The organism is Flavobacterium sp. WC2409 (genome assembly GCF_041200085.1).
In the GTDB taxonomy this organism is placed as follows: domain Bacteria; phylum Bacteroidota; class Bacteroidia; order Flavobacteriales; family Flavobacteriaceae; genus Flavobacterium.
This window is the reverse complement of record NZ_CP165625.1, coordinates 3702791-3721658: the sequence shown is the minus strand read 5'-3', so window position 1 is coordinate 3721658 and position 18868 is coordinate 3702791. Positions and strand designations below refer to the sequence as shown.

Annotated in this window: 23 protein-coding genes and 2 tRNA genes; 3 read left to right on the top strand and 22 right to left on the bottom strand. The window is 32.3% G+C overall.

Features of this window, described 5'->3' with window-relative positions; all coding sequences use genetic code 11:
* Window positions 1–113: 113 nt before the first annotated feature.
* The 14 genes from AB3G34_RS15960 to ruvC all read right to left on the bottom strand — a co-directional run bounded on the left by AB3G34_RS15960 (window position 114) and on the right by ruvC (window position 11096).
* Window positions 114–821 (bottom strand): LytR/AlgR family response regulator transcription factor, encoded by a 708-nt coding sequence (locus AB3G34_RS15960; RefSeq protein ID WP_367773179.1) that lies wholly within the window; start codon window positions 819–821, stop codon window positions 114–116.
* Between the two features lie 13 nt (window positions 822–834).
* Window positions 835–1152, bottom strand: a complete 318-nt coding sequence (locus AB3G34_RS15955; RefSeq protein WP_369752997.1) for an Hpt domain-containing protein — start codon at window positions 1150–1152, stop codon at window positions 835–837.
* A complete protein-coding gene (locus tag AB3G34_RS15950) occupies window positions 1139–2176 on the bottom strand; it encodes an ATP-binding protein (protein WP_369752996.1) in 1038 nt (345 codons plus the stop codon). The genes AB3G34_RS15955 and AB3G34_RS15950 overlap by 14 nt, the downstream gene beginning before the upstream one ends.
* Window positions 2176–3309, bottom strand: a complete 1134-nt coding sequence (locus tag AB3G34_RS15945; protein ID WP_367773173.1) for an FIST signal transduction protein — start codon at window positions 3307–3309, stop codon at window positions 2176–2178. The genes AB3G34_RS15950 and AB3G34_RS15945 overlap by 1 nt, the downstream gene beginning before the upstream one ends.
* A 3-nt stretch (window positions 3310–3312) precedes the next feature.
* Complete coding sequence (locus AB3G34_RS15940; protein ID WP_369752995.1) at window positions 3313–5997, bottom strand: PAS domain S-box protein; 2685 nt, start codon at window positions 5995–5997, stop codon at window positions 3313–3315.
* A 7-nt stretch (window positions 5998–6004) separates the two neighbouring features.
* Entirely contained in the window at window positions 6005–6547 is a 543-nt protein-coding gene (locus AB3G34_RS15935) for a heme NO-binding domain-containing protein (protein ID WP_367773169.1), read from the bottom strand.
* 3 nt (window positions 6548–6550) lie between these two features.
* The gene (locus AB3G34_RS15930) at window positions 6551–6964 is read right to left on the bottom strand and encodes a response regulator (RefSeq protein WP_369752994.1); all 414 of its coding nucleotides are present in this window, start codon (window positions 6962–6964) and stop codon (window positions 6551–6553) included.
* A gap of 130 nt (window positions 6965–7094) precedes the next feature.
* On the bottom strand, window positions 7095–7451 hold the full coding sequence (locus tag AB3G34_RS15925) for an MmcQ/YjbR family DNA-binding protein (RefSeq protein ID WP_367773165.1): 357 nt from the start codon (window positions 7449–7451) through the stop codon (window positions 7095–7097).
* Window positions 7452–7455: 4 nt separating this feature from the next.
* A complete protein-coding gene (locus tag AB3G34_RS15920) occupies window positions 7456–7809 on the bottom strand; it encodes a DUF4260 domain-containing protein (RefSeq protein ID WP_367773163.1) in 354 nt (117 codons plus the stop codon).
* On the bottom strand, window positions 7806–8207 hold the full coding sequence (locus AB3G34_RS15915; protein ID WP_367773161.1) for a GNAT family N-acetyltransferase: 402 nt from the start codon (window positions 8205–8207) through the stop codon (window positions 7806–7808). The genes AB3G34_RS15920 and AB3G34_RS15915 overlap by 4 nt, the downstream gene beginning before the upstream one ends.
* Window positions 8204–8968 (bottom strand): cyclase family protein, encoded by a 765-nt coding sequence (locus AB3G34_RS15910; protein WP_369752993.1) that lies wholly within the window; start codon window positions 8966–8968, stop codon window positions 8204–8206. The genes AB3G34_RS15915 and AB3G34_RS15910 overlap by 4 nt, the downstream gene beginning before the upstream one ends.
* Before the next feature lie 40 nt (window positions 8969–9008).
* Entirely contained in the window at window positions 9009–9293 is a 285-nt protein-coding gene (locus AB3G34_RS15905; RefSeq protein ID WP_369752992.1) for a GIY-YIG nuclease family protein, read from the bottom strand.
* 70 nt (window positions 9294–9363) lie between these two features.
* Complete coding sequence (gene hemW, locus AB3G34_RS15900; RefSeq protein WP_369752991.1) at window positions 9364–10491, bottom strand: radical SAM family heme chaperone HemW; 1128 nt, start codon at window positions 10489–10491, stop codon at window positions 9364–9366.
* Window positions 10492–10541: 50 nt separating this feature from the next.
* A complete protein-coding gene (gene ruvC / locus AB3G34_RS15895; RefSeq protein WP_369752990.1) occupies window positions 10542–11096 on the bottom strand; it encodes a crossover junction endodeoxyribonuclease RuvC in 555 nt (184 codons plus the stop codon).
* 54 nt (window positions 11097–11150) lie between these two features.
* Between ruvC and AB3G34_RS15890 the strand changes: the two genes are divergently transcribed.
* Entirely contained in the window at window positions 11151–12095 is a 945-nt protein-coding gene (locus AB3G34_RS15890) for a hypothetical protein (RefSeq protein ID WP_369752989.1), read from the top strand.
* Window positions 12092–13195, top strand: a complete 1104-nt coding sequence (locus AB3G34_RS15885) for a glycosyltransferase (RefSeq protein WP_369754113.1) — start codon at window positions 12092–12094, stop codon at window positions 13193–13195. Before AB3G34_RS15890 ends, AB3G34_RS15885 begins: the two co-directional genes overlap by 4 nt.
* Here the strand turns inward: AB3G34_RS15885 and AB3G34_RS15880 are convergent.
* From AB3G34_RS15880 to AB3G34_RS15870, 3 genes are read right to left on the bottom strand one after another with little or no spacing between them, the layout of a single operon-like run.
* The gene (locus AB3G34_RS15880) at window positions 13188–13901 is read right to left on the bottom strand and encodes a DUF4184 family protein (protein WP_367773149.1); all 714 of its coding nucleotides are present in this window, start codon (window positions 13899–13901) and stop codon (window positions 13188–13190) included. The genes AB3G34_RS15885 and AB3G34_RS15880 overlap by 8 nt on opposite strands.
* 3 nt (window positions 13902–13904) lie before the next feature.
* Complete coding sequence (locus AB3G34_RS15875) at window positions 13905–14381, bottom strand: hypothetical protein (RefSeq protein ID WP_367773147.1); 477 nt, start codon at window positions 14379–14381, stop codon at window positions 13905–13907.
* 45 nt (window positions 14382–14426) lie between these two features.
* Entirely contained in the window at window positions 14427–14807 is a 381-nt protein-coding gene (locus tag AB3G34_RS15870; RefSeq protein ID WP_369752988.1) for a hypothetical protein, read from the bottom strand.
* 57 nt (window positions 14808–14864) lie between these two features.
* On the opposite strand from AB3G34_RS15870, the gene AB3G34_RS15865 reads away from it, so the two are divergent.
* A complete protein-coding gene (locus AB3G34_RS15865; protein WP_367756728.1) occupies window positions 14865–15365 on the top strand; it encodes a DUF456 domain-containing protein in 501 nt (166 codons plus the stop codon).
* A gap of 175 nt (window positions 15366–15540) precedes the next feature.
* Here AB3G34_RS15865 and AB3G34_RS15860 read toward each other — a convergent pair.
* The 5 genes from AB3G34_RS15860 to AB3G34_RS15840 all read right to left on the bottom strand — a co-directional run bounded on the left by AB3G34_RS15860 (window position 15541) and on the right by AB3G34_RS15840 (window position 18787).
* A tRNA-Asp gene (locus tag AB3G34_RS15860) sits at window positions 15541–15614 on the bottom strand.
* A gap of 355 nt (window positions 15615–15969) precedes the next feature.
* Window positions 15970–16043 (bottom strand) — tRNA-Asp (locus tag AB3G34_RS15855).
* 85 nt (window positions 16044–16128) lie between these two features.
* Window positions 16129–17055, bottom strand: coding sequence for a DUF58 domain-containing protein (locus AB3G34_RS15850; RefSeq protein ID WP_367773143.1), 927 nt, complete (start codon window positions 17053–17055; stop codon window positions 16129–16131).
* A 182-nt stretch (window positions 17056–17237) separates the two neighbouring features.
* Window positions 17238–17555, bottom strand: a complete 318-nt coding sequence (gene trxA / locus AB3G34_RS15845) for a thioredoxin (RefSeq protein ID WP_073244015.1) — start codon at window positions 17553–17555, stop codon at window positions 17238–17240.
* A gap of 344 nt (window positions 17556–17899) precedes the next feature.
* A complete protein-coding gene (locus AB3G34_RS15840; RefSeq protein WP_369752987.1) occupies window positions 17900–18787 on the bottom strand; it encodes an outer membrane beta-barrel protein in 888 nt (295 codons plus the stop codon).
* Between the last annotated feature and the right edge of the window lie 81 nt (window positions 18788–18868).

Sequence of the window (18868 nt, the reverse complement as noted above, 5' to 3'; positions counted from 1 at the left end):
TAAATTATCTAAATTTATTACTCGAAATTATGAAATCAATATGATCTAAAATTAACTATTAGTTTAGTCCGTATTTACTATAGTTGAAATGCGGTTTAATGACGATGAATCGATTATAGCAGATTTAACCTTTTCATTAATTCAGGTCTATTGGCCCGGCTTACAGGAATTACATCTTTGGCAATTAAGACACTATTATCTTCAATATCAATGATTTTTTTAGTGTTGATTATAAAAGAACGGTGCACTTTTAAAAATAAATCTTTAGGTAATTTATCTTCAATCTTTTTAAGCGTAGAGTGCACAATATAATTTTTACCCTCCGTTTTTATATGAATATAGTCTCCTTTGGCTTCAACAATATTAACAGAAGCCATTTCAATTTTAATCAACCTTCGGTCAATATTGATATAAAATTCATTTACATTGTCCTCAGCAACAACGGTAGTTTCTTTTGAGTTTGAATTTATTTTATATGCGCTTGCTTTTTGAATTGCTTTTTGAAAACGCTCTTCAGTAATAGGTTTTACTAAATAATCTACTATACATTCATATTCGAATGCTTCTATGGCAAAGTTTTTATCTGAAGTAACTAAAATTACTTTGGGTGGATTTTTGATCGTTTGAATAAAATCAAAACCAGTAAAATCAGGCATATGAATGTCCAAAAATATTAAATCAACATCATTTTGATTTAAATATTTGATAGCCTGCAAAGCATTTGAAAATTCACTTTCAATTGTTAGCTCTGTATTCTTTGAAATGAATTGTGCAATAATTGCTCTTGCCATTTCTTCATCGTCAATTATAATGCAATTCATAAGTCAAAGAGTGTTACAAATGATCTACAAATTCTTCCATGCTTTTTAAAATATTTTCAAAATCAGCATTCAAATCTGTTGAGTTCTTTTTTAAGTTATTTTCATATTCTTCAGCAATATAATAACTTTTTTCTAAACCAAGTATAGATATTTTATGTTTTAATTTATGTACAGATTGTGCCACTAATAAATAATTGCCCTTTTTAAATTCTCCATCATAAACTATAATTTCCTCTGGTAGCTCTTTTTTGAGAATCCCTATTATTTTATTCTTAAATTCTAAATTGTCTCCTGAGAGCTCGTTTATATAATTCAAATTAGGCTGTTCCATTTTCTTTAGCTATTGTAAAATAAAAAATTGTTCCACTATTTTCTTGGCTTTCAAGCCAAATTTTCCCTTTATATAAATCTATAATTTTTTTCACAATAGAAAGTCCAATTCCTGATGAAGGATCATTGTTTTCCAATTTAGAAAAAATATCGAAAATTTTAGTTTGATATTGTTTTGGTATTCCTATCCCATTGTCTTTAATGAAAAAACAGAACTCATTATCCTTTTCTGAATGACCAATGTCAATCAAAATCTTTTCTTTATCATTATATTTTAAGGCATTTTGAATTAGATTTTGAAATAACTGTTTGAATCTAAAGTCATTACCATACACCTTAGGTAATTGATTTTTTACAGTAACATCAGCATGATCAGGAATATGAATTGTTCTTAAAATCTCGTCTACCAAATTATTCAAATCTATTACTCTATTCTCTGCCTCTTGTTTTTCTATTGATGAATAATCTAAAATTCCTTTAATCAATAAATCCATCTTCTCCACATTAGAGAGTATTAGATTTAACGATTTAATATTAACTTCATTCATCATTTCTGGGTTATCCTCCATAAACCAATTGATTAGCGTGTCAATACTTCGCAAAGGTGCTTTCAAATCATGTGAAACCATATGAGCATACTCATTTAATTCCTGATTTTGTTTTTCAAGATTCATTAACAATTCCTCTCTTTGTTTATTGATTTTTACAATTTCTATAGATTGTTGTTTAATGTAATCCGACGAATTAAAAACGGCTGTTTTTGAAACAATTCCTTCGTCAAGGCTCATTGAATTAAGAATAAATTCAAGGTTTTTATTCACTTCTTTTAGACTCTCTGCCTCATCTCGTAATTTTTGATTGGCTTCAAAAAGCTCGTCAGAACTAATTTTCATAGCTCTTTGCAATAATGCGATCTGATCTTCAAAATTTTTGTATGAATCATCAATTGCATCTAGAAAAAGATCCAGATCATTCAATCCTCCTTTTAGTTTTTTATCAATTTGCCTTTTTAGTAATGGGTTCATTATTCACTTATTAAGGTTAATGTCATTGTTTGATTGTGCAGTTCACAGGAGGCACTTCCATTAAAAGGGGCCATTTCTCCATAGGAGTAAAACCCCGTCATTGGTATTTTCTCTCCAATTGACTCTCTAACTTGCTCAACTTCCTCTTCTACCCTTTGATTCATCACTAATTTTCGGCCTATACAACTAACCAATATTGCAATTTCTGGAGCGTTCCTTCTGTTTTTCATAGCAAATTCAGCTGCAATATGTGCTCCATTTGCAATACCATCAACGGAAGCCATCATTAATTGAACTTTTGAATTCATTGGAACATCTCCCGCTAAAGTCATGGAATGATTCTCGTTATCAATATTCAAAATCGTACGCACTACAGGTTCTTTTTTTCCTTCAGGAGTTACATTTAAAGGATATAATAGAGAAGCTTGCGGTAACTCTTCCGCTTTATCACCTAAGTATTTTTTATATAAATCTAGCGCAGGCTGTCCATCAATTTCATAAAGAATATTCGCTTCTGATTTTGTTATTATGCGTTCAGGTCCAAACGGAATCCATCCGCCAAAGCTAGCATAAGAGACTTCCAAAGTTTCGCCATAAAACCCAATTAAAATAACTTCACCTTCTTTTGGATTCTCTTTATAGGAAGCTAGAGTTTTTTCAAAACGGGCATCATCACCACACATACCACCTGTTATAGACACTGCTAAATCAACATCACTTTCTAAACCGTTTATTAAAGAACTTCCATTTACAAAACTCCCTTCTGATAAAACAAATAAGTGTTTTAAATTCTTTTTTGGAATTTTATGATAGAGTGTTTCACCTAGTTTTTTTGCGTTTTTATCATAGTCTAGAATATTTTCTCTTTCAACAATAAAGGAACCTTTTTCAAATTCAATTGCAGTTACAGAGATCGAATTGTCGTTTACATTACAACATAATATTTCTCCCGATGTTGACCCAAAAACAATATGTTCATACGGGAATTCTTGCCTAATATTATTTATGATTTCTTCCTTTTCTAAAAGAATTCGATTCCCAAAAACCAATACTAAAGGGTTGTTTAATACTTTTTTCGGCTGAAAATAGTTCCATTCTTGATTTTCAATTTTAGAAGCTTGAATGATTTTCATGATTTATTTATTAAGTTTTATGAAAAAAGTTGAACCTACTCCTTCTTCACTTTCGATCCAAATTTCTCCATTATACGTTTCTATAATTTTTTTAACTATAGATAAACCTAGTCCTGTTGAATGTTCATTTGTGGAATACGACTGGAAAGTATTAAATATTTTATCGTGGTGTTTTTTTGCAATTCCAACCCCATTATCTTTAATAGAAAAAACATAGTAAGAATCAAATTCTTCCGAAGAAATCTCAACTAAACCTACTGTTCTCTCAATATAATTTACAGCATTCCCTATTATGTTTTGAAACAATTGCTGGATCCTATACCGATCAGCATTAATTACTGGCAAGGTGTTTTTTATAGTGATCGTAATGTGCTGGGGAATATGGATAATATCAATTATACTTTGAATAATTTGTTGTGTATTTACCTTTTCAATGGCCATCTCTTCTTTATCAATTTTAGAATAAGTCAAGATTCCTTCAATTAAATGATCCATTTTTTCTACTTTATTTTCAATCATTGAAAAATACTGTAAGGTTTGCTCACTAAAGGCTTTGTCATTATCTTCTTTAATCCATGAGATTAAAGAATGTATACTACGCATAGGTGATTTTAAATCATGTGATACTATTTGTGCATAATCCTCTAGTTCTTTATTTGATTTTGCTAAACTGGCTACTAATTCTTCTCTTTGATTTTCTAATAATTTCTTATTGGTTATGTTCTCTTCAATTGCAAAAAACCGAACTATTTCTCCTTTTTTATTATACAAAGCTTGACCTTGAATTTTTACCCAATATTTCTCTCCAGCTTTGGAATAATTTATAATTTCACATGTAAAAGGTTGTCCTTTTCTTATTTGATTTTTCAAATAATGAACTGTTTCTAGATTTGTTTCTTCCCCTTGCAATAAATGGCCTGGTTTTATTCCAACCAATTCCTCTTTAGAATATCCAGACATTTTTTCAAAACTGGAGTTAACCCATTCAATTTTACCCTCTATATCTGAGATGATAACTGCATTTATATTTTTCTCAGCTATCAAGGATAACAAATAAAGCTTTTCTTCCTGTTCTTTCTGTTCCGTTATATCTAAATGAATCCCTATAGACCCTGTCGCTTTGCCCTTTATATCATAATTTGGTGCACCACTGACTAACCAATGTCTTAGTTCTCCACTTTTATTCTTTACCTGTATTTCATAAGAATCCGTAACCCCTTTAATCCTTAATGCATTTTTAGCCTTAATTAATTCCTTACTTTCATTTGTAAAAAGTAAACTTGATGCTTCTTTACCAATTAACTCTTTTAAGCTATATCCACTAAAATCGCAAAAACTATTATTGGCTAAAACAATCCTTTCATCTTGATCAACTTCAATCAAACCTAAGTTCATGTTGGCAATAATGTTACTGTATTTCTCTTTTTCGTTTCGTAATATCTCTTCGTGTTTCTTTTTTAAAGTAATATCTACGTACGCCCTAAGGTTTCCTTTATAAATACCATCTCTAAAAATAGGAATATAGCTTCGCTCAAAAAACCGACCATCAACAAGTTCCAACACTTCATTAAAAGTAGATTTTTTACTTTTAAAAACATTTCTAAGTCGCTCCGTATACAAATCTGGGTTTTTGAAAAATCGTTTAGAATCTTCTACTGAATTTGAACAGTCCATCCCTATTAAAACATCTGGATCTTCTTCAAAATCAAACATGGAGCAAAATTTTTTATTCGTCAATAAAAGCTTTCTGTTTTCATCTTCTAAAATAATACCCGTTTGTAGATTACGTATTAAAAATGAAAGTCGATCCTCTGATTCAATTAATTTAAAATCAGCATTCTTTTTTTCGGTTATATCTTCAATCATGGCAAAGTATTCTAATACTTTTCCATCGGAGTCTAATATAGGTTGCCCCTTAGTTTTAACCCAAAAGTTATCACCGTTTTTTCGGCGATGAAGGTGTTCAACATTAAACAGATCCCCATTTATGAACGGAACTACCATTTTAAGTAACTCTTCTTCACTTGTTTCATCACATTTACCAAGTTGAATAGGTGTTTTCCCAATTACTTCCTCTCTTGAAAAACCAGTCAATTTTAAATAGGATTCATTACACCAAAAAATTTCACCATTAGGTTTAGTAAAAACAACTCCATTCTCATTAGCACTTGCCACAAGTGATAGTCGATTTAACTCCTCTTGATCGCTTTTTAATGCTTTTTTTTGATTATTAATTTTAATTAATAATTCTTTTAATTCTTGGGTAGTAATTTCTTGCGTCTTTAGCACATGTAATAAATCCAATAAAGGATCATGGAAAGCAAAATCGTGTAGTGTTAATTTTCTTTCCCTCACTTGATTCATAGAAACAAACCACGGAGATCCAACAAATAAGATAGCTCCGTTATGTTCCTGAAATTGGCCTCTCAAATCAATAGATTCAGCCGTTGCTTCTATTACTACTAATTGATTAAAAATAGCTACTAAGTTTTCAAAAGTAGGAGTGTCAATCTGGGGTCTTTTAACTCTAAAAGAGGTCGCAAAATCATCATTCAGTCTAATCAATGGCAAAGTCTTTGCTAAACTTTTACCAAACCCTTTTATTTTTAAATCTGAACTAATTAGAATATAAAAAGGGAATAGTTTATTGAAACTATCTTCATCAAAATTAAATTCTACCTTTTCCATCCTTTTTTTACCAAATTACATTAAAAATTTCATGTGGGCTACCTTCGTCACGACTTTGGATTAAATTAATAGTAACTGGCGTATTATACATTATCCCTAATCCTTGAATTAAACCTCTAACAAAATCTTGAAGCCCTTCTCTTTTTGACAAATAATGTAAATTAATACTGTTTTTAGTAATATCGCTTACTTTAAATTCCGGAGGTGTCAATTTAGGGTAAATAAGCATGACCCGATTATGGAAGAGTGGTAAATTTATTAAAAACTCTCTTAAATCATCTCCGCCGGCCTCCATTAAACCACCATATTTTTCTTTAGTTGTTTTTATAACCCACCATTCACCAAATGCAATTAAAACGGCACTTAATGTCATTCCCATTTCTTCAGAAACGGCTTGAGCTAACTTAAAAGTAATGTCGTCATCATAAGGTTCGCTACTTATAAAATAATCAATATCTATACCGCTACGAATTTTAATAGCATCCCATTTATCTTCTCCAAAATTAGCAACAACCAACTCTTCAATTGCTTTATTTACAATTCCGTACATATTTTACTGAGATATTAATTCATTACAACTCCAATAGTCGATTAATTTTTTTATTCGATCCACATAATCATCATACTTAAGAGGTTTCAATAGATAACCTGCAATTCCTATTCGATAACATTCCATAACATCCTTCCGATTATTAGAAGTTGTTAAAATTACAGATGGAATATATTTTAAATGATCATCTCCTTTTAAAATCTCTAAAAATTCAATCCCATTAATTTTAGGCATATTCAAATCTAATATAATGATATCCGGTATGATCTCTTTAACCTTTAAAATGGTTAGTGCTTCTTCACCGTTATTTGCTTCAATTATTTTATGTTTTAAATCCATCGTACTTAAAACTCTATTGAATTTCATTACTTCAATTGCGTCATCTTCAATTAATAAAATATTTAGGGATCTGTTCATTTGTTTTATATATAATTCGTGGACTTTAAAAGTACTATAATTATAAAAACAATGAATTTAATTTTCGTTAATTAAAAAAATACTATAGTTCAATCGTAATAAAGTGTCGACGAATGGTTTTATTCTTTTTTTAAATCTCTTCTTGAATTTTCTTAGTCAAACTCTTAAAAACCAAATCATACGAGTGATCTATTAACTCTTTAACAAGCGTATCTGGAACTTCTTGATTTATAGCAATGGTATTCCAATGTTTCTTATTCATATGAAACCCTGGCTCAATAGCTTCGTACTGCGCACGTAATTCCTGTGCATAATCCGGATTACATTTTAAATTGACAGACGGCTCGCCAATTTCCCACTTTTTTAAAGAGCTTAAAGCAAATACTTTCCCCCCAACTTTAAAAACTAAAGTGTCTTCATCAAAAGGAAAATGGTCCGTCACACCTTTTTTAGACAAGCAATATTGATAATAACTTTCTAAATTCATAATTCTATTTTTTACCTATTTCACCTAAATGTGTAAATTTAAATCCAGTATCATATTTTAACCCATATCCAAACATTCTATCCATGGAAGAATGGGCAAATAAAATAATCCCAATAAGCTGAACAACTTGATTCGAACTGTAAATTCCAATTAAATAAACAAGTACAGCAATACCTCTATGATGAAATAAATCATAGGCCACAGCTCCAGATTTATTACCAAAAGCATAACCAATCATAGAGAAATCAGGAACCAAAATCAGAACCAAAAACCACCACCAAGCATAATCCAGTTGGCTGAAAAGAAAGATTCCAAAAACGAATAAGCCTAATTCTTCTAGTTTGAGTATTGTTTTCATTTGATTGTTTTTTCCATCATCTTTTCTGGATATGCTAATGCATTGAATCCAAATTTTTTATATAAAAAATGGGCGTCAGATGTGGCCAAACGCCAAATCTTTACCTCTTGCAGTTTTGGTTCTTTCATCATCTCTTCGATTAAAAGAGAAGAATACCCTTTGCCACGATGTTCCTCAGTGATAAAAACATCCATCACATAAGCAAAAACAACATAATCCGTAATTACCCTGGCAAAACCAATTTGCTGGTCATTTAAATAAATACCAAAACAAAACGAATGGTCAATCGTTGTTTGAACTTCTTCGATTGTACGTCCGGCGGCCCAATAAATGTCTTTCAAAAAGTGCTGAATGAAAGGAACATCTAATTTACTTTTTACTGTAGAAATGGTTATCATATTTTATACAAAACGGGTTTACTGGGACTGGCATCATTTTCAAAAGAGGCAATTTGTAAGTTCAACAAATAACTTCCATCCTGCACTTCATCAGCAACAAAAATCATTTCGGTTATGGTACTATCCAATCTTGCATCTGCATTCAAATTTTTAACATCCGTTACATTCCAAAAGGCTTTGTGAGCCAAAAGTTTCCCCTCATCTTTTTCTTTATCTACACTTGGTAAATCAATCAATAAATGTTGAATGCCGCTTTCGCAAATGAAACCTGCCGCATCTTCAGCCAAATAGGGCGGATTCGTATGGGAGTATTTTTTGGAAAGTTTGTTTACGTTATTAGGTAAAGTTCTAATTACAACAGCTTCAGGTGTTTTCCCATTTAAGGCATTTTCAATCTGATTTTTAGTGACTACCAAATCGCCATTAATCAATTCCGGCTCTACTGAAATCAATTCTGCTATATAAAAGAATTTTTTCAAAGATTGGTTTACACTATAAAAATCATGGGTAATATGACCCAAGCATTCCGTATGCGTACCGTGACCATGCGGATTGAATTGAATGTTATTGAAATTAGTTGAAGACATTCCTGATGCAACTTTCCCTATCCATTCATCAAATTTCACGGGTTCCATTACGGGTTTACTAATATACCACGCAATTGGATTTTCATCAGTATTAGTTAGTGGAATCGAAATATCAATGGGTTTTGACAAATCGACTTGAAATGTTGTATTGTTGTGTTGAATGGTAGTTTTCATTTATGCTGAATTTATTTCAGCATCTCATCTTGAGATACTTTTATAATATCAAATATAAATCTTTTAATTCAGGATTAGATAATTTTGCTAAATTCCATTTCCAATCTTTATGCCAATTCTTCAATTGTTTTTCTCTTTTAAACGCTTCCGAAGAATTACAAAATTCTTCAAAATAAATCAAAATAGTTGCATTATATTTTTTTGTGAAAAGCGCGCCAGTACCGTTTCTATGACAATCAATTCTGTTTTTTAAATTTTTAGTGGCGCCAACATATATAACAGTATGGTTCTTATTAGTCAAGATATATGTAAATCCTTTTTCCATAATAAAAATTAAAAAGTTTCACCCTAAAATAGTTCAACAGATCCTGAAACTAGTTCAACAGATCCTGAAACTAGTTCAGGATAAACAAATCACTTGCAATTCCATCTGTAAGAAACTTTCCTTTCTTAGTAGGTTTCAAAATATTATTTTCTACCGAAAGCAAATCATCATCCAAATATTTTTGTCCTTGTTTCTTTAAATAATCCAAATAAGTTGGCCCAAATTCTGATTCAATTCTGTCTAAAGAAACGCCCCAAATCGTTCGCAATCCTGTCATAATATACTCATTATATCGATCAGAAAGGGATAAAATTTCAATCTCATTTGGCAATTGATTCAAATCAATTGACTTTATATACAACGGATTATTAGCAATATTCCAACTACGAGAAATCCCATCATAACTGTGAGCTGAAGGTCCTATACCAATGTACTTTTTACCTAGCCAGTAAGCCGAATTATTCTTTGAAAAGTAATCTTCTTTACCAAAATTGGATAGTTCATAATGAATAAAACCATTTGCTTGAAGTGTTTCCACCAGAATCATAAAATGTTCTTGAGCGACTTCGTCATTTGGCTCTGCTATTTTTCCAGTTTGAATTAACTTTTTCAAAGCTGTTTTGGGCTCTACCGTCAAAGCGTAACTAGAAATATGAGGAATACCAAAAGACAAGGCCGTTTCAATATTTTGCTGCCATTTTTCATTACTCATTCCCGGAACTCCATAGATGAGATCAATCGAAATATTATCAAAACATTGCGTGGCTTCTGTCAAACATTTTCGGGCTTCCACCGAATTGTGCGCGCGGTTCATCATTTGTAAATCATCTTCAAAAAAAGACTGAATTCCAATGCTCAACCTATTGATTTTACTTTTCGAAAGTTCCAAAATTCGTTCACTTGACAAGTCGTCCGGATTGGCTTCCAATGTGATTTCAGGATCTTCTATTACTGTATAATTTTCATAAACTGTCGCAATCAAAAAATCAATTTCATCCGAACTCAAAACACTTGGCGTACCACCTCCAAAATAAATAGTCTCCACATTCTCGTTACTTGATTCACTTTTGCGTAAGCGAATTTCTTTGGCCAAAGCCAAAACCATTTCCTCTTTTTTCTTCATGGAAGTCGAAAAATGGAAGTCACAATAATGACACGCTTGCTTGCAGAATGGTATGTGTATGTAGATTCCTGACATATAATGGTGGTCAGTGATCAGTCGCAGTTTTGAAAACTGAACACTGAACACTATTTTTTAACTCGTTCTTCATTTTGTTTTACAAAAGCATCCCAACCCGTATAACTCTTTTCTCCAACTACTTTTCCAGAATTAAAAAAATGACAAACGGCTGCAGCTAATCCATCGGTTGAATCTAGATTCTTGGGTAATTCTTTCAAGCCTAATAATTGCTGTAGCATTTTGGCCACTTGCTCTTTACTGGCGTTTCCGTTTCCGGTAATAGCCATTTTTATTTTCTTGGGTTCATATTCCGTTATTGGAATATCTCTTGATAATCCCGCAGCCATAGCTACACCTTGAGCACGACCTAATTTTAACATTGACTGTACGTTTTTTCCAAAGAAAGGTGCTTCAATGGCAATTTCGTCTGGATTGTGGGTGTCGATTAACTCAATAGTGCGCTCAAAAATGATTTTTAGCTTCTGATAATGGTTATCGTATTTAGACAATTGCAATTCGTTCAATTGTACAAATTCCATTTTTTTATTGATAACACGTATTAAACCAAACCCCATTATGGTGGTTCCTGGATCAATTCCTAATATGATGCGTTCGTTTGCCAAAAGATTTGTTTAAAGTTTAAAGTTCAAAGTTTAAAGTTTTGTTTCTTTGCACTCATGATTTCAATTCCTCACAAAACTAAGCAATTCCTCGTACTTCTAATCAAAGTTTTGATTGTGGGTGGCGCATTTTATTTCATTTACAATCAACTCGCCAATAATGACAAACTAGACTGGGTTCAGTTTATAGTTAAATTCAAAAAGAACCAATCTGTACTTGGAATTGGTTTTATATTACTTTTGAGTGTTTTGAATCGCTATTTTGAGATTTTAAAATGGCAAAACCTGGCTTCCTATATTAAACCTATTTCCCTATCTGAAGCTACTAAACAAGTTTTGGCCGCGTTAACAGCGGGAATTTTTACGCCAAATGGTGTAGGTGAATATGCAGGAAAAGCATTGTACTATGAAAAACAAGATACGAAGCAAGTAGTATTCCTTAACCTGATTTGCAATGGTATCCAAATGGTATTGACAGTAATCATAGGAATCTTTGGCTTGTTGTATTTTAATGCTAAATACAATGTGATTACTACAAAAACGGTTGCCATTATTTTTGGAGCATTATTACTAACATTTATAGTGTTATTTTCAGTGAAAAAAATTGCGATTAAAGGCTATTCTATCGAAAAACTGATTCATAAAATCAATGAAATACCAAAACGAATTCACCAGAAAAACATAGTATTAGGCTTTTCCCGTTACCTCGTTTTTTCGCATCAATATTATTTTCTATTCTTGGCTTTTGATGTCGACTTACCTTACTTGACTTTGATGGCTGCCGTAACTAGTGTTTATTTCTTAGCTTCCTCGCTACCTACTTTTCAGTTTTTGGACTTTGCAGTAAAAGGGAGTGTCGCCATCTTTTTCTTTGGAATATTAGGTGTAAATGAATGGATTGTCATATTTGTATCTACACTGATGTGGTTTCTAAATGTAGTTTTGCCAGTATTCATAGGTAGTTACTATGTACTGAGTTTTAAATCCCAAAAAATTGCATAATGCTTATTTTAATCATCATATTATCCATTTATTTCATAACCATTGGTGCTTTAATTTATGGCTTTACAAAAATAAAAAAGTATGATGCTATTGGCTTAGAACCAAAGACGGAATTCACTATTATTGTTCCGTTTCGAGATGAAACCGATAACTTACCCCTTCTTCTGGCTAGCTTATCCAAACTCAATTATCCAACAAACTTATTCAAAGTAATTCTGGTAGATGATGATTCTAAAGAAAAATTTCTGGTTCCAACTTTCACCTTTCAGGTTTCGGTACTAAACAACATCAGAATTTCAAAATCGCCAAAAAAAGATGCTATCGTAACGGCAATGAATACCGTAACAACGGATTGGATTATTACCACTGATGCTGATTGTGTAGTTGATAAAAACTGGTTATTAATTCTCGATAATTACATTCAAACGCATAAGGTTACTATGATTGCTGGTGCTGTGACTTACGATTGTCAAAACACTTTTTTACATCAGTTTCAACAACTAGACATCGCCAGTTTACAAGGCGCCACAATAGGAAGTTTTGGAATAAAAAAAGGGTTCATGTGCAATGGCGCTAACTTGGCCTACACCAAATCCCTTTTTCAAAAATTAAATGGTTTTGAAGGAAATGATAAAATTGCCAGCGGTGATGATGTCTTTTTATTGCAAAAAGCGATTGTTGCATTCCCAAAGCAAGTGCATTATCTAAAATCAAAAAATAATATTGTAGTTACAAAACCTTTGGACGATTGGAAATCCTTATTTTATCAAAGAGTGCGTTGGGCTTCAAAGACAAGTTCGTATCAAAGTGTTTTTGGAAAAACACTAGGTATAATTGTATTTACTGGTAATTTAGCTTGCATTTGGACTCTTGGATATGGGCTTTTACACTTTAGCAGTAGTCTTCTTTTTTTAAATTTGCTTGCATTTAAAATTATTGTCGATGCCATTTTAATCTTGCAATCCAATCACTTTTTAAATTCAAAAAAAACATCTTATCTTCTACTGAGTAGTTTATTCTATCCTTTTTTTAGTGTTAATGTGGCCTTATATTCTCTATTTGGAAAATACGAATGGAAAGGACGACCATTTTCTAAATAGTTTTTTTATTTCTAAAAATTAAACCTGTCAAAGTAATGGCAATCACCATTGGAGAAATAATACTCACAACGGCATTCCCGATTTTTTCCAATTCTGTCCCAAAATAAAATCGCATCGCAATCAAAACCATAGCAAAAAGTACAGCTATCGACCAGTAACTCAAGTTAATTCTTTTGATATCTTTATTTTCTTCGGGCAAATTATAAATATAATATGCAATCCATATCAAACCAATTATTGAGCTAACATGCTGTGCAATCTTATATACAGGGACCCCGTAAATTTCTATATTAAAAAAAGAAAAATTTTGAACCATAAAGCCATCCCAATGTGTCATAGAATCCCATAAAATATGAGATACAGCTCCTAAAAAGAAACAAATTAAAACGGTGAAAATATTATTTTTAAAATAATTAACCCAATTTGATTCTTTTAATTCTTGCATTCTTTTTTGAAAAAAAACTGGAGTATTCTCTATAAATGGTCTTTTTATAATTTCATGAAAAGTAAACATCACTATAAAGCCCAAGGGAAAATCAATTAGAAATATACCAAGCAAAGTATGACTGATCTCGCTTTGCATTCTCATTCGGAAGAAATACTCAAAATCAGGTGACATAGAACCTACTATCAAAGCGGTAGCTGACAATTTTTTGTTTTTTAAAAACGGTAAAATAATAGCTGGATGTGATAAGGTAAAAGGCATTATTTATTCTACTTTAAGAATTACTGGAAGAATAAATTGTGTTGTCACAGGTATTCCTCGTTTTATAGCTGGATTCACTTTAGGAAAATCAACGAGTCTAACATGCAATATACTATCAATTTTTATGGTGTCATAAGCAACTGAATCTTTAGGAAATAGTGGCTCAAATTTCATTTTTGCATTTGGAAATATCGTGACTTTTACTTCGATAGTGTCTAATTCAGGATACAAGATTGAAAGGGTATCACTGCTTAATTTTTCCTGTATTAGTTGAGTTAAAAAGGTAAAGAAACACTGTTGTCTGCGCTCCTTATTCTCCAATTTATCACAATCAACAAAAGAAGGAAATTCATCGACTTCTTTCCAATTGATGGCTTTCAACTCTTTTTGCAACAATTCTTTTTCCGAAGGCACTTGCTTTTCGAAATATTGGCAGGAAGAAAAAAGTAAGAATACTAAAAAAAAGTAATAGTGCTTCAATGTTTTGGTTTTGAATTGGGCTAATATTTTATAAAAATACAATTATTATTTATGTGATGCTTTCGAAAGCAAATAATCTTGATAGCTTTCGGCGAACCATTTCCTTTTACTTGCCTCAGCAGCTTCTTTTTCCGCTGGATATAAAACTGCCAATCTATCGGAGAATGCTCCAATTTGAATGGTATAATTATAAAACTCTTTCTTTGTTAATATGAAATCAGGCAGTCCTTTTTTACTAGAAAATTCAAAAAAAAGTTGATCAAATTGTTTCAATGAAAAATTAGAAACTTTCTTTTTATTCGCAATATAAATAGAATCTTTCAACAAGCTATCTTCGGTATTAATGGCTTTCGTTTGAGCATAAAGCGTTCCTAAAAAAATATTGAAAAACAACATTAACCCTATTATTAATTTAATTTTTCTCATATTCGTTTCTAAATTAAAAGCTATTATATTAATGCAAAATTACTAAAAAATTAAATTATGGACATACTACTTTTAATCATTGGTTTTATTTGCATGATTATAGGTGTTTTTGGCAGTTTTATGCCTGTAATTCCTGGATTAAGTGTAAGTTGGTTTGGCTTATTATTACTTTATTTTACAAATACTATTCCCGTAAATTACTGGGTTTTGGGAATTACATTACTAATTACACTCCTTCTTTCTGTTTTAGATTATTTCATTCCTGCCAAAGGCGCTAAAAAATTCGGGGGAAGTTCTTATGGAATTTGGGGAACAAATATTGGCTTATTTATCGGACTCCTTATTCCAATCCCTTTTGGGTTTATAATAGGTGCTTTTCTTGGAGCCTTCCTTGGCGAATTACTATATGATTCAAAAAACCATACGCGCGCACTAAAAGCTGCGACAGGATCATTGATAGGTTTTCTGGTTTCTAGTTTTATGCAGTTTTTAGTTGCAATCCTTTATTTGGGATTGTTTATTTCGATTGTTTGGCAATACAAATCGGCCTTGTTTTAATTTCCAAAACAGTTTAAAATCAAAAAAGCCATCCCGAGAAACGGGAAAGCTTTTCATTGGTCTAACTACTAAACCCGGTCTCGTTGCTACCAACTCGACCAAACAACACAACTAATCTTAAAAACCTTTTAGGGGCAAAAAAGCCTTTCCGTTAAGAAAGGCTCTCCCCAATATGCGGTCTGGACGGGACTCGAACCCGCGACCCCCTGCGTGACAGGCAGGTATTCTAACCAACTGAACTACCAGACCCACTCATTATTGCGGTTGCAAAGATACAATAGAACTCGAATAATACAATAGTTTATGCTTTTTTTAAATAAAATAATAAAGATAAAACACAACCTTCTGATTACTATTGTTTTAAAACCAAATAAAAGTAAAATTACTTCAAAAACAAGCTTTAAATTGGATTCCTATCCAATACCTGTTAATTAAAAATGCCCTTAAATCAAAAAAGCCATCCCGAGAAACGGGAAAGCTTTTCATTGGTCTAACTACTAAACCCGGTCTCGTTGCTACCAACTCGACCAAACAACACAACTAATCTTAAAAACCTTTTAGGGGCAAAAAAGCCTTTCCGTTAAGAAAGGCTCTCCCCAATATGCGGTCTGGACGGGACTCGAACCCGCGACCCCCTGCGTGACAGGCAGGTATTCTAACCAACTGAACTACCAGACCAGCTGCGTATTGCGGTGGCAAAGATACAATAGATTTCGAGTTACACAAACGTTTTTACTTAAAAAATAGCTTTTTTTTCGAAGTATTATCCAAAGTTTTGTTTCTCAGCCAAGTATGTCATTAGTATTTTTTCAAAATCGTCACTTACACTTACAGGAACGTACTTAATTCTATTCTGAGCACAAGTTAACGCTAGTTTTTTAAAGTACGATTGCATCTGTTTTTCATATTCCTGCTTCACATTATCGGCAAAAACCGAAATTTCTTCCCCAGTCTCTACATCAATAAACTTTCTTGGTCCATTGTCAAAGTCAAAATTCAATTCGGTTTTATTATCCACCACATGAAACAAGACTACTTTGTGTTTATTATGCTTCAAATGTTGCAAAGCATTTAACAACACTTCTTCCTCACCCATTTGAAACATATCCGTAAATAGAATAATCATCGAACGGCGATGCATTTTCTCCGCTATTTGATGTAAAAAAGTAACCGTATCCGTACTTTTTTTAATTGTAGGGGTAACCAACAAATTCTCCAATGTATTCAGAATCATTCTATGGTGACGATCACTCCCTTTTTCGGGAGCATAGTACTCATAACTATCCGAAAACACACTCAAGCCCACCGCGTCTCTTTGCTTCTTTAAAAGATTCATTAAGACCGCTGAGGCCAAAACAGAGAAGCCCACCTTATTTTCGTAGAAATTTTGATCAGCTTTTAATTTGGGATAATGCATGGACGAAGAGTTATCAATAATAATATGACAACGCAAATTAGTTTCTTCTTCAAACCGTTTTGTATACAATCGATCCGTTTTGGCAAACAACTTCCAGTCAATGTGTTTGGTACTCTCGCCCACATTATACACCTTATGTTCTGCAAATTCAGCCGAAAAACCATGAAACGGACTTTTATGCATGCCCGATATAAATCCTTCGACCACTTGGTTTGCCAACAATTCTAGATGCTGAAAACTGGAAATTTTCTCTATTTGCGATTCGATCTTCATATTCCAAAGTTATTAAAAGATTGAATGAATTAAAAATTAAAAGATTACAAAACGCAAACGCACAATAAATAGAACCACAGAGGCTCAAAACATATTTATCGGATACAAAAAAAGGCTTGACTTGCGCCAAACCTTTAATCTGAATTTATTTAAAAATTCTATAATAAATCATAATCTACCGATTACAACAAAGCGTCCAAACTATCTGCGTAAGTTTGCTTAGGAGCTACTCCTACTTGCTTTCCTACTACTTCTCCGTTATGAAAAACCAAAACTGTTGGGATGTTTCTCACTCCGTATTTTGCAGCAAATTCTTGGTTTGCGTCAACATCAACTTTCCCAATTACCACTTTCCCGTCGTATTCAGTACTCAATTCGTCAATGATTGGTCCAACCATTCTACAAGGTCCGCACCATGCTGCCCAAAAATCCACCATCACTGGTTTGTCTGATTTCAAAACTACTTCTTCAAAAGTAGCGTCTGTTATTGCTAAAGCCATATTATCTTTATTTAAAGTTTAAAGTTTTAATCGATTTCAAAACTAGAGTACAAATTTAGAAATTAAAAACAAACCAAACACTATTCGTAAATTAGTTTTGATTATAAAAGCATTGTAATTCGTTATACCTCCAAAATCTTAGATTTATTGTGAAATCTTTAATCTTAAAAAACCTGCAAATGAATTGTTTTCTTGTTTTTATGAAGCTATTCCTGCTGTCCGCTATATCTTTTATGACCTGATTGCCTCGTACCTCGTCAAAACAGTCCATAAAAGGATGCCGCTACCATCAGGGCTAAAAAAGAGATAACCTACCACTCCTTTTTATAAAATCAACTCACTGCTTATAGACTATATCTTAACCCTAAAGTTAAACCAACACCACTAATACTAATATAAGAACTTAAATCATCTGTTGGCTTCGAACTATCAAAACCAGATGCGTTAGTCTCTTGATTGTTTGAGTTACGATCTAAATGATCCGAATAATTAGTATATCGCTCAGCAGTAGTTACATATAGCGGATGCCCCTCTGGCAAAGTCAAACGGTCCGTACCATTATAAGTATAGGCTGTTACTTCCTTATCTTTACCATGAACTGTAAAATTACGGTATTCAATTTCTCCAAAAGCGGCTAGTTTTCCGGAAATTTTATAGGAAGTCCCCAATGCAGCAAGGAACCCTACGGTCGGATTTGGCTTAATTACATCTTCACGATAAATCACAGCTCCATTAGATATTGCATTGGTTTTAATATCTAGTTTACCATTAACTGGCACAATTACCCCCACTTTTGTATACGGTTCAAATCCTTTTACTTTACCTAAATACAATACTAATGCAGGAGCTAAATCTAGTGCTTTTACCTGACCTTTAGCTTGCAAAACCGTTACATCCTGAGAAATGGTCTCCACCATAGTTTTACTATTGCTCGCATAATAATTAACCCCCATTTCAGCACCTAAACGATCCGTAAAACGGTATCCAATTGACAAACCAGTTCTAAATCCTTCTCCAAACGATCCTGTTATACTTTCTTTCGAAACGAGCACTCCATTTTCATACACTTGTTTTAATGGTTCTCTACCGTTAACACTTGGAAACTCAGTCGCAGCGGCTTGTACAAAATACGATCCTCCTAATTTAAAATACCAACTTTCCTTCTTTTCAGTTTGACCAAAAACAGACATTGTAAAAGCTATAAATCCTAATAAAAATAGGTTCTTTTTCATGTTTTCTATATTTAATTTACTACAAATTTAAATTAAATTTGTAGTAAATTAAAGTCATTTTAAAACATAAACTATTAATAC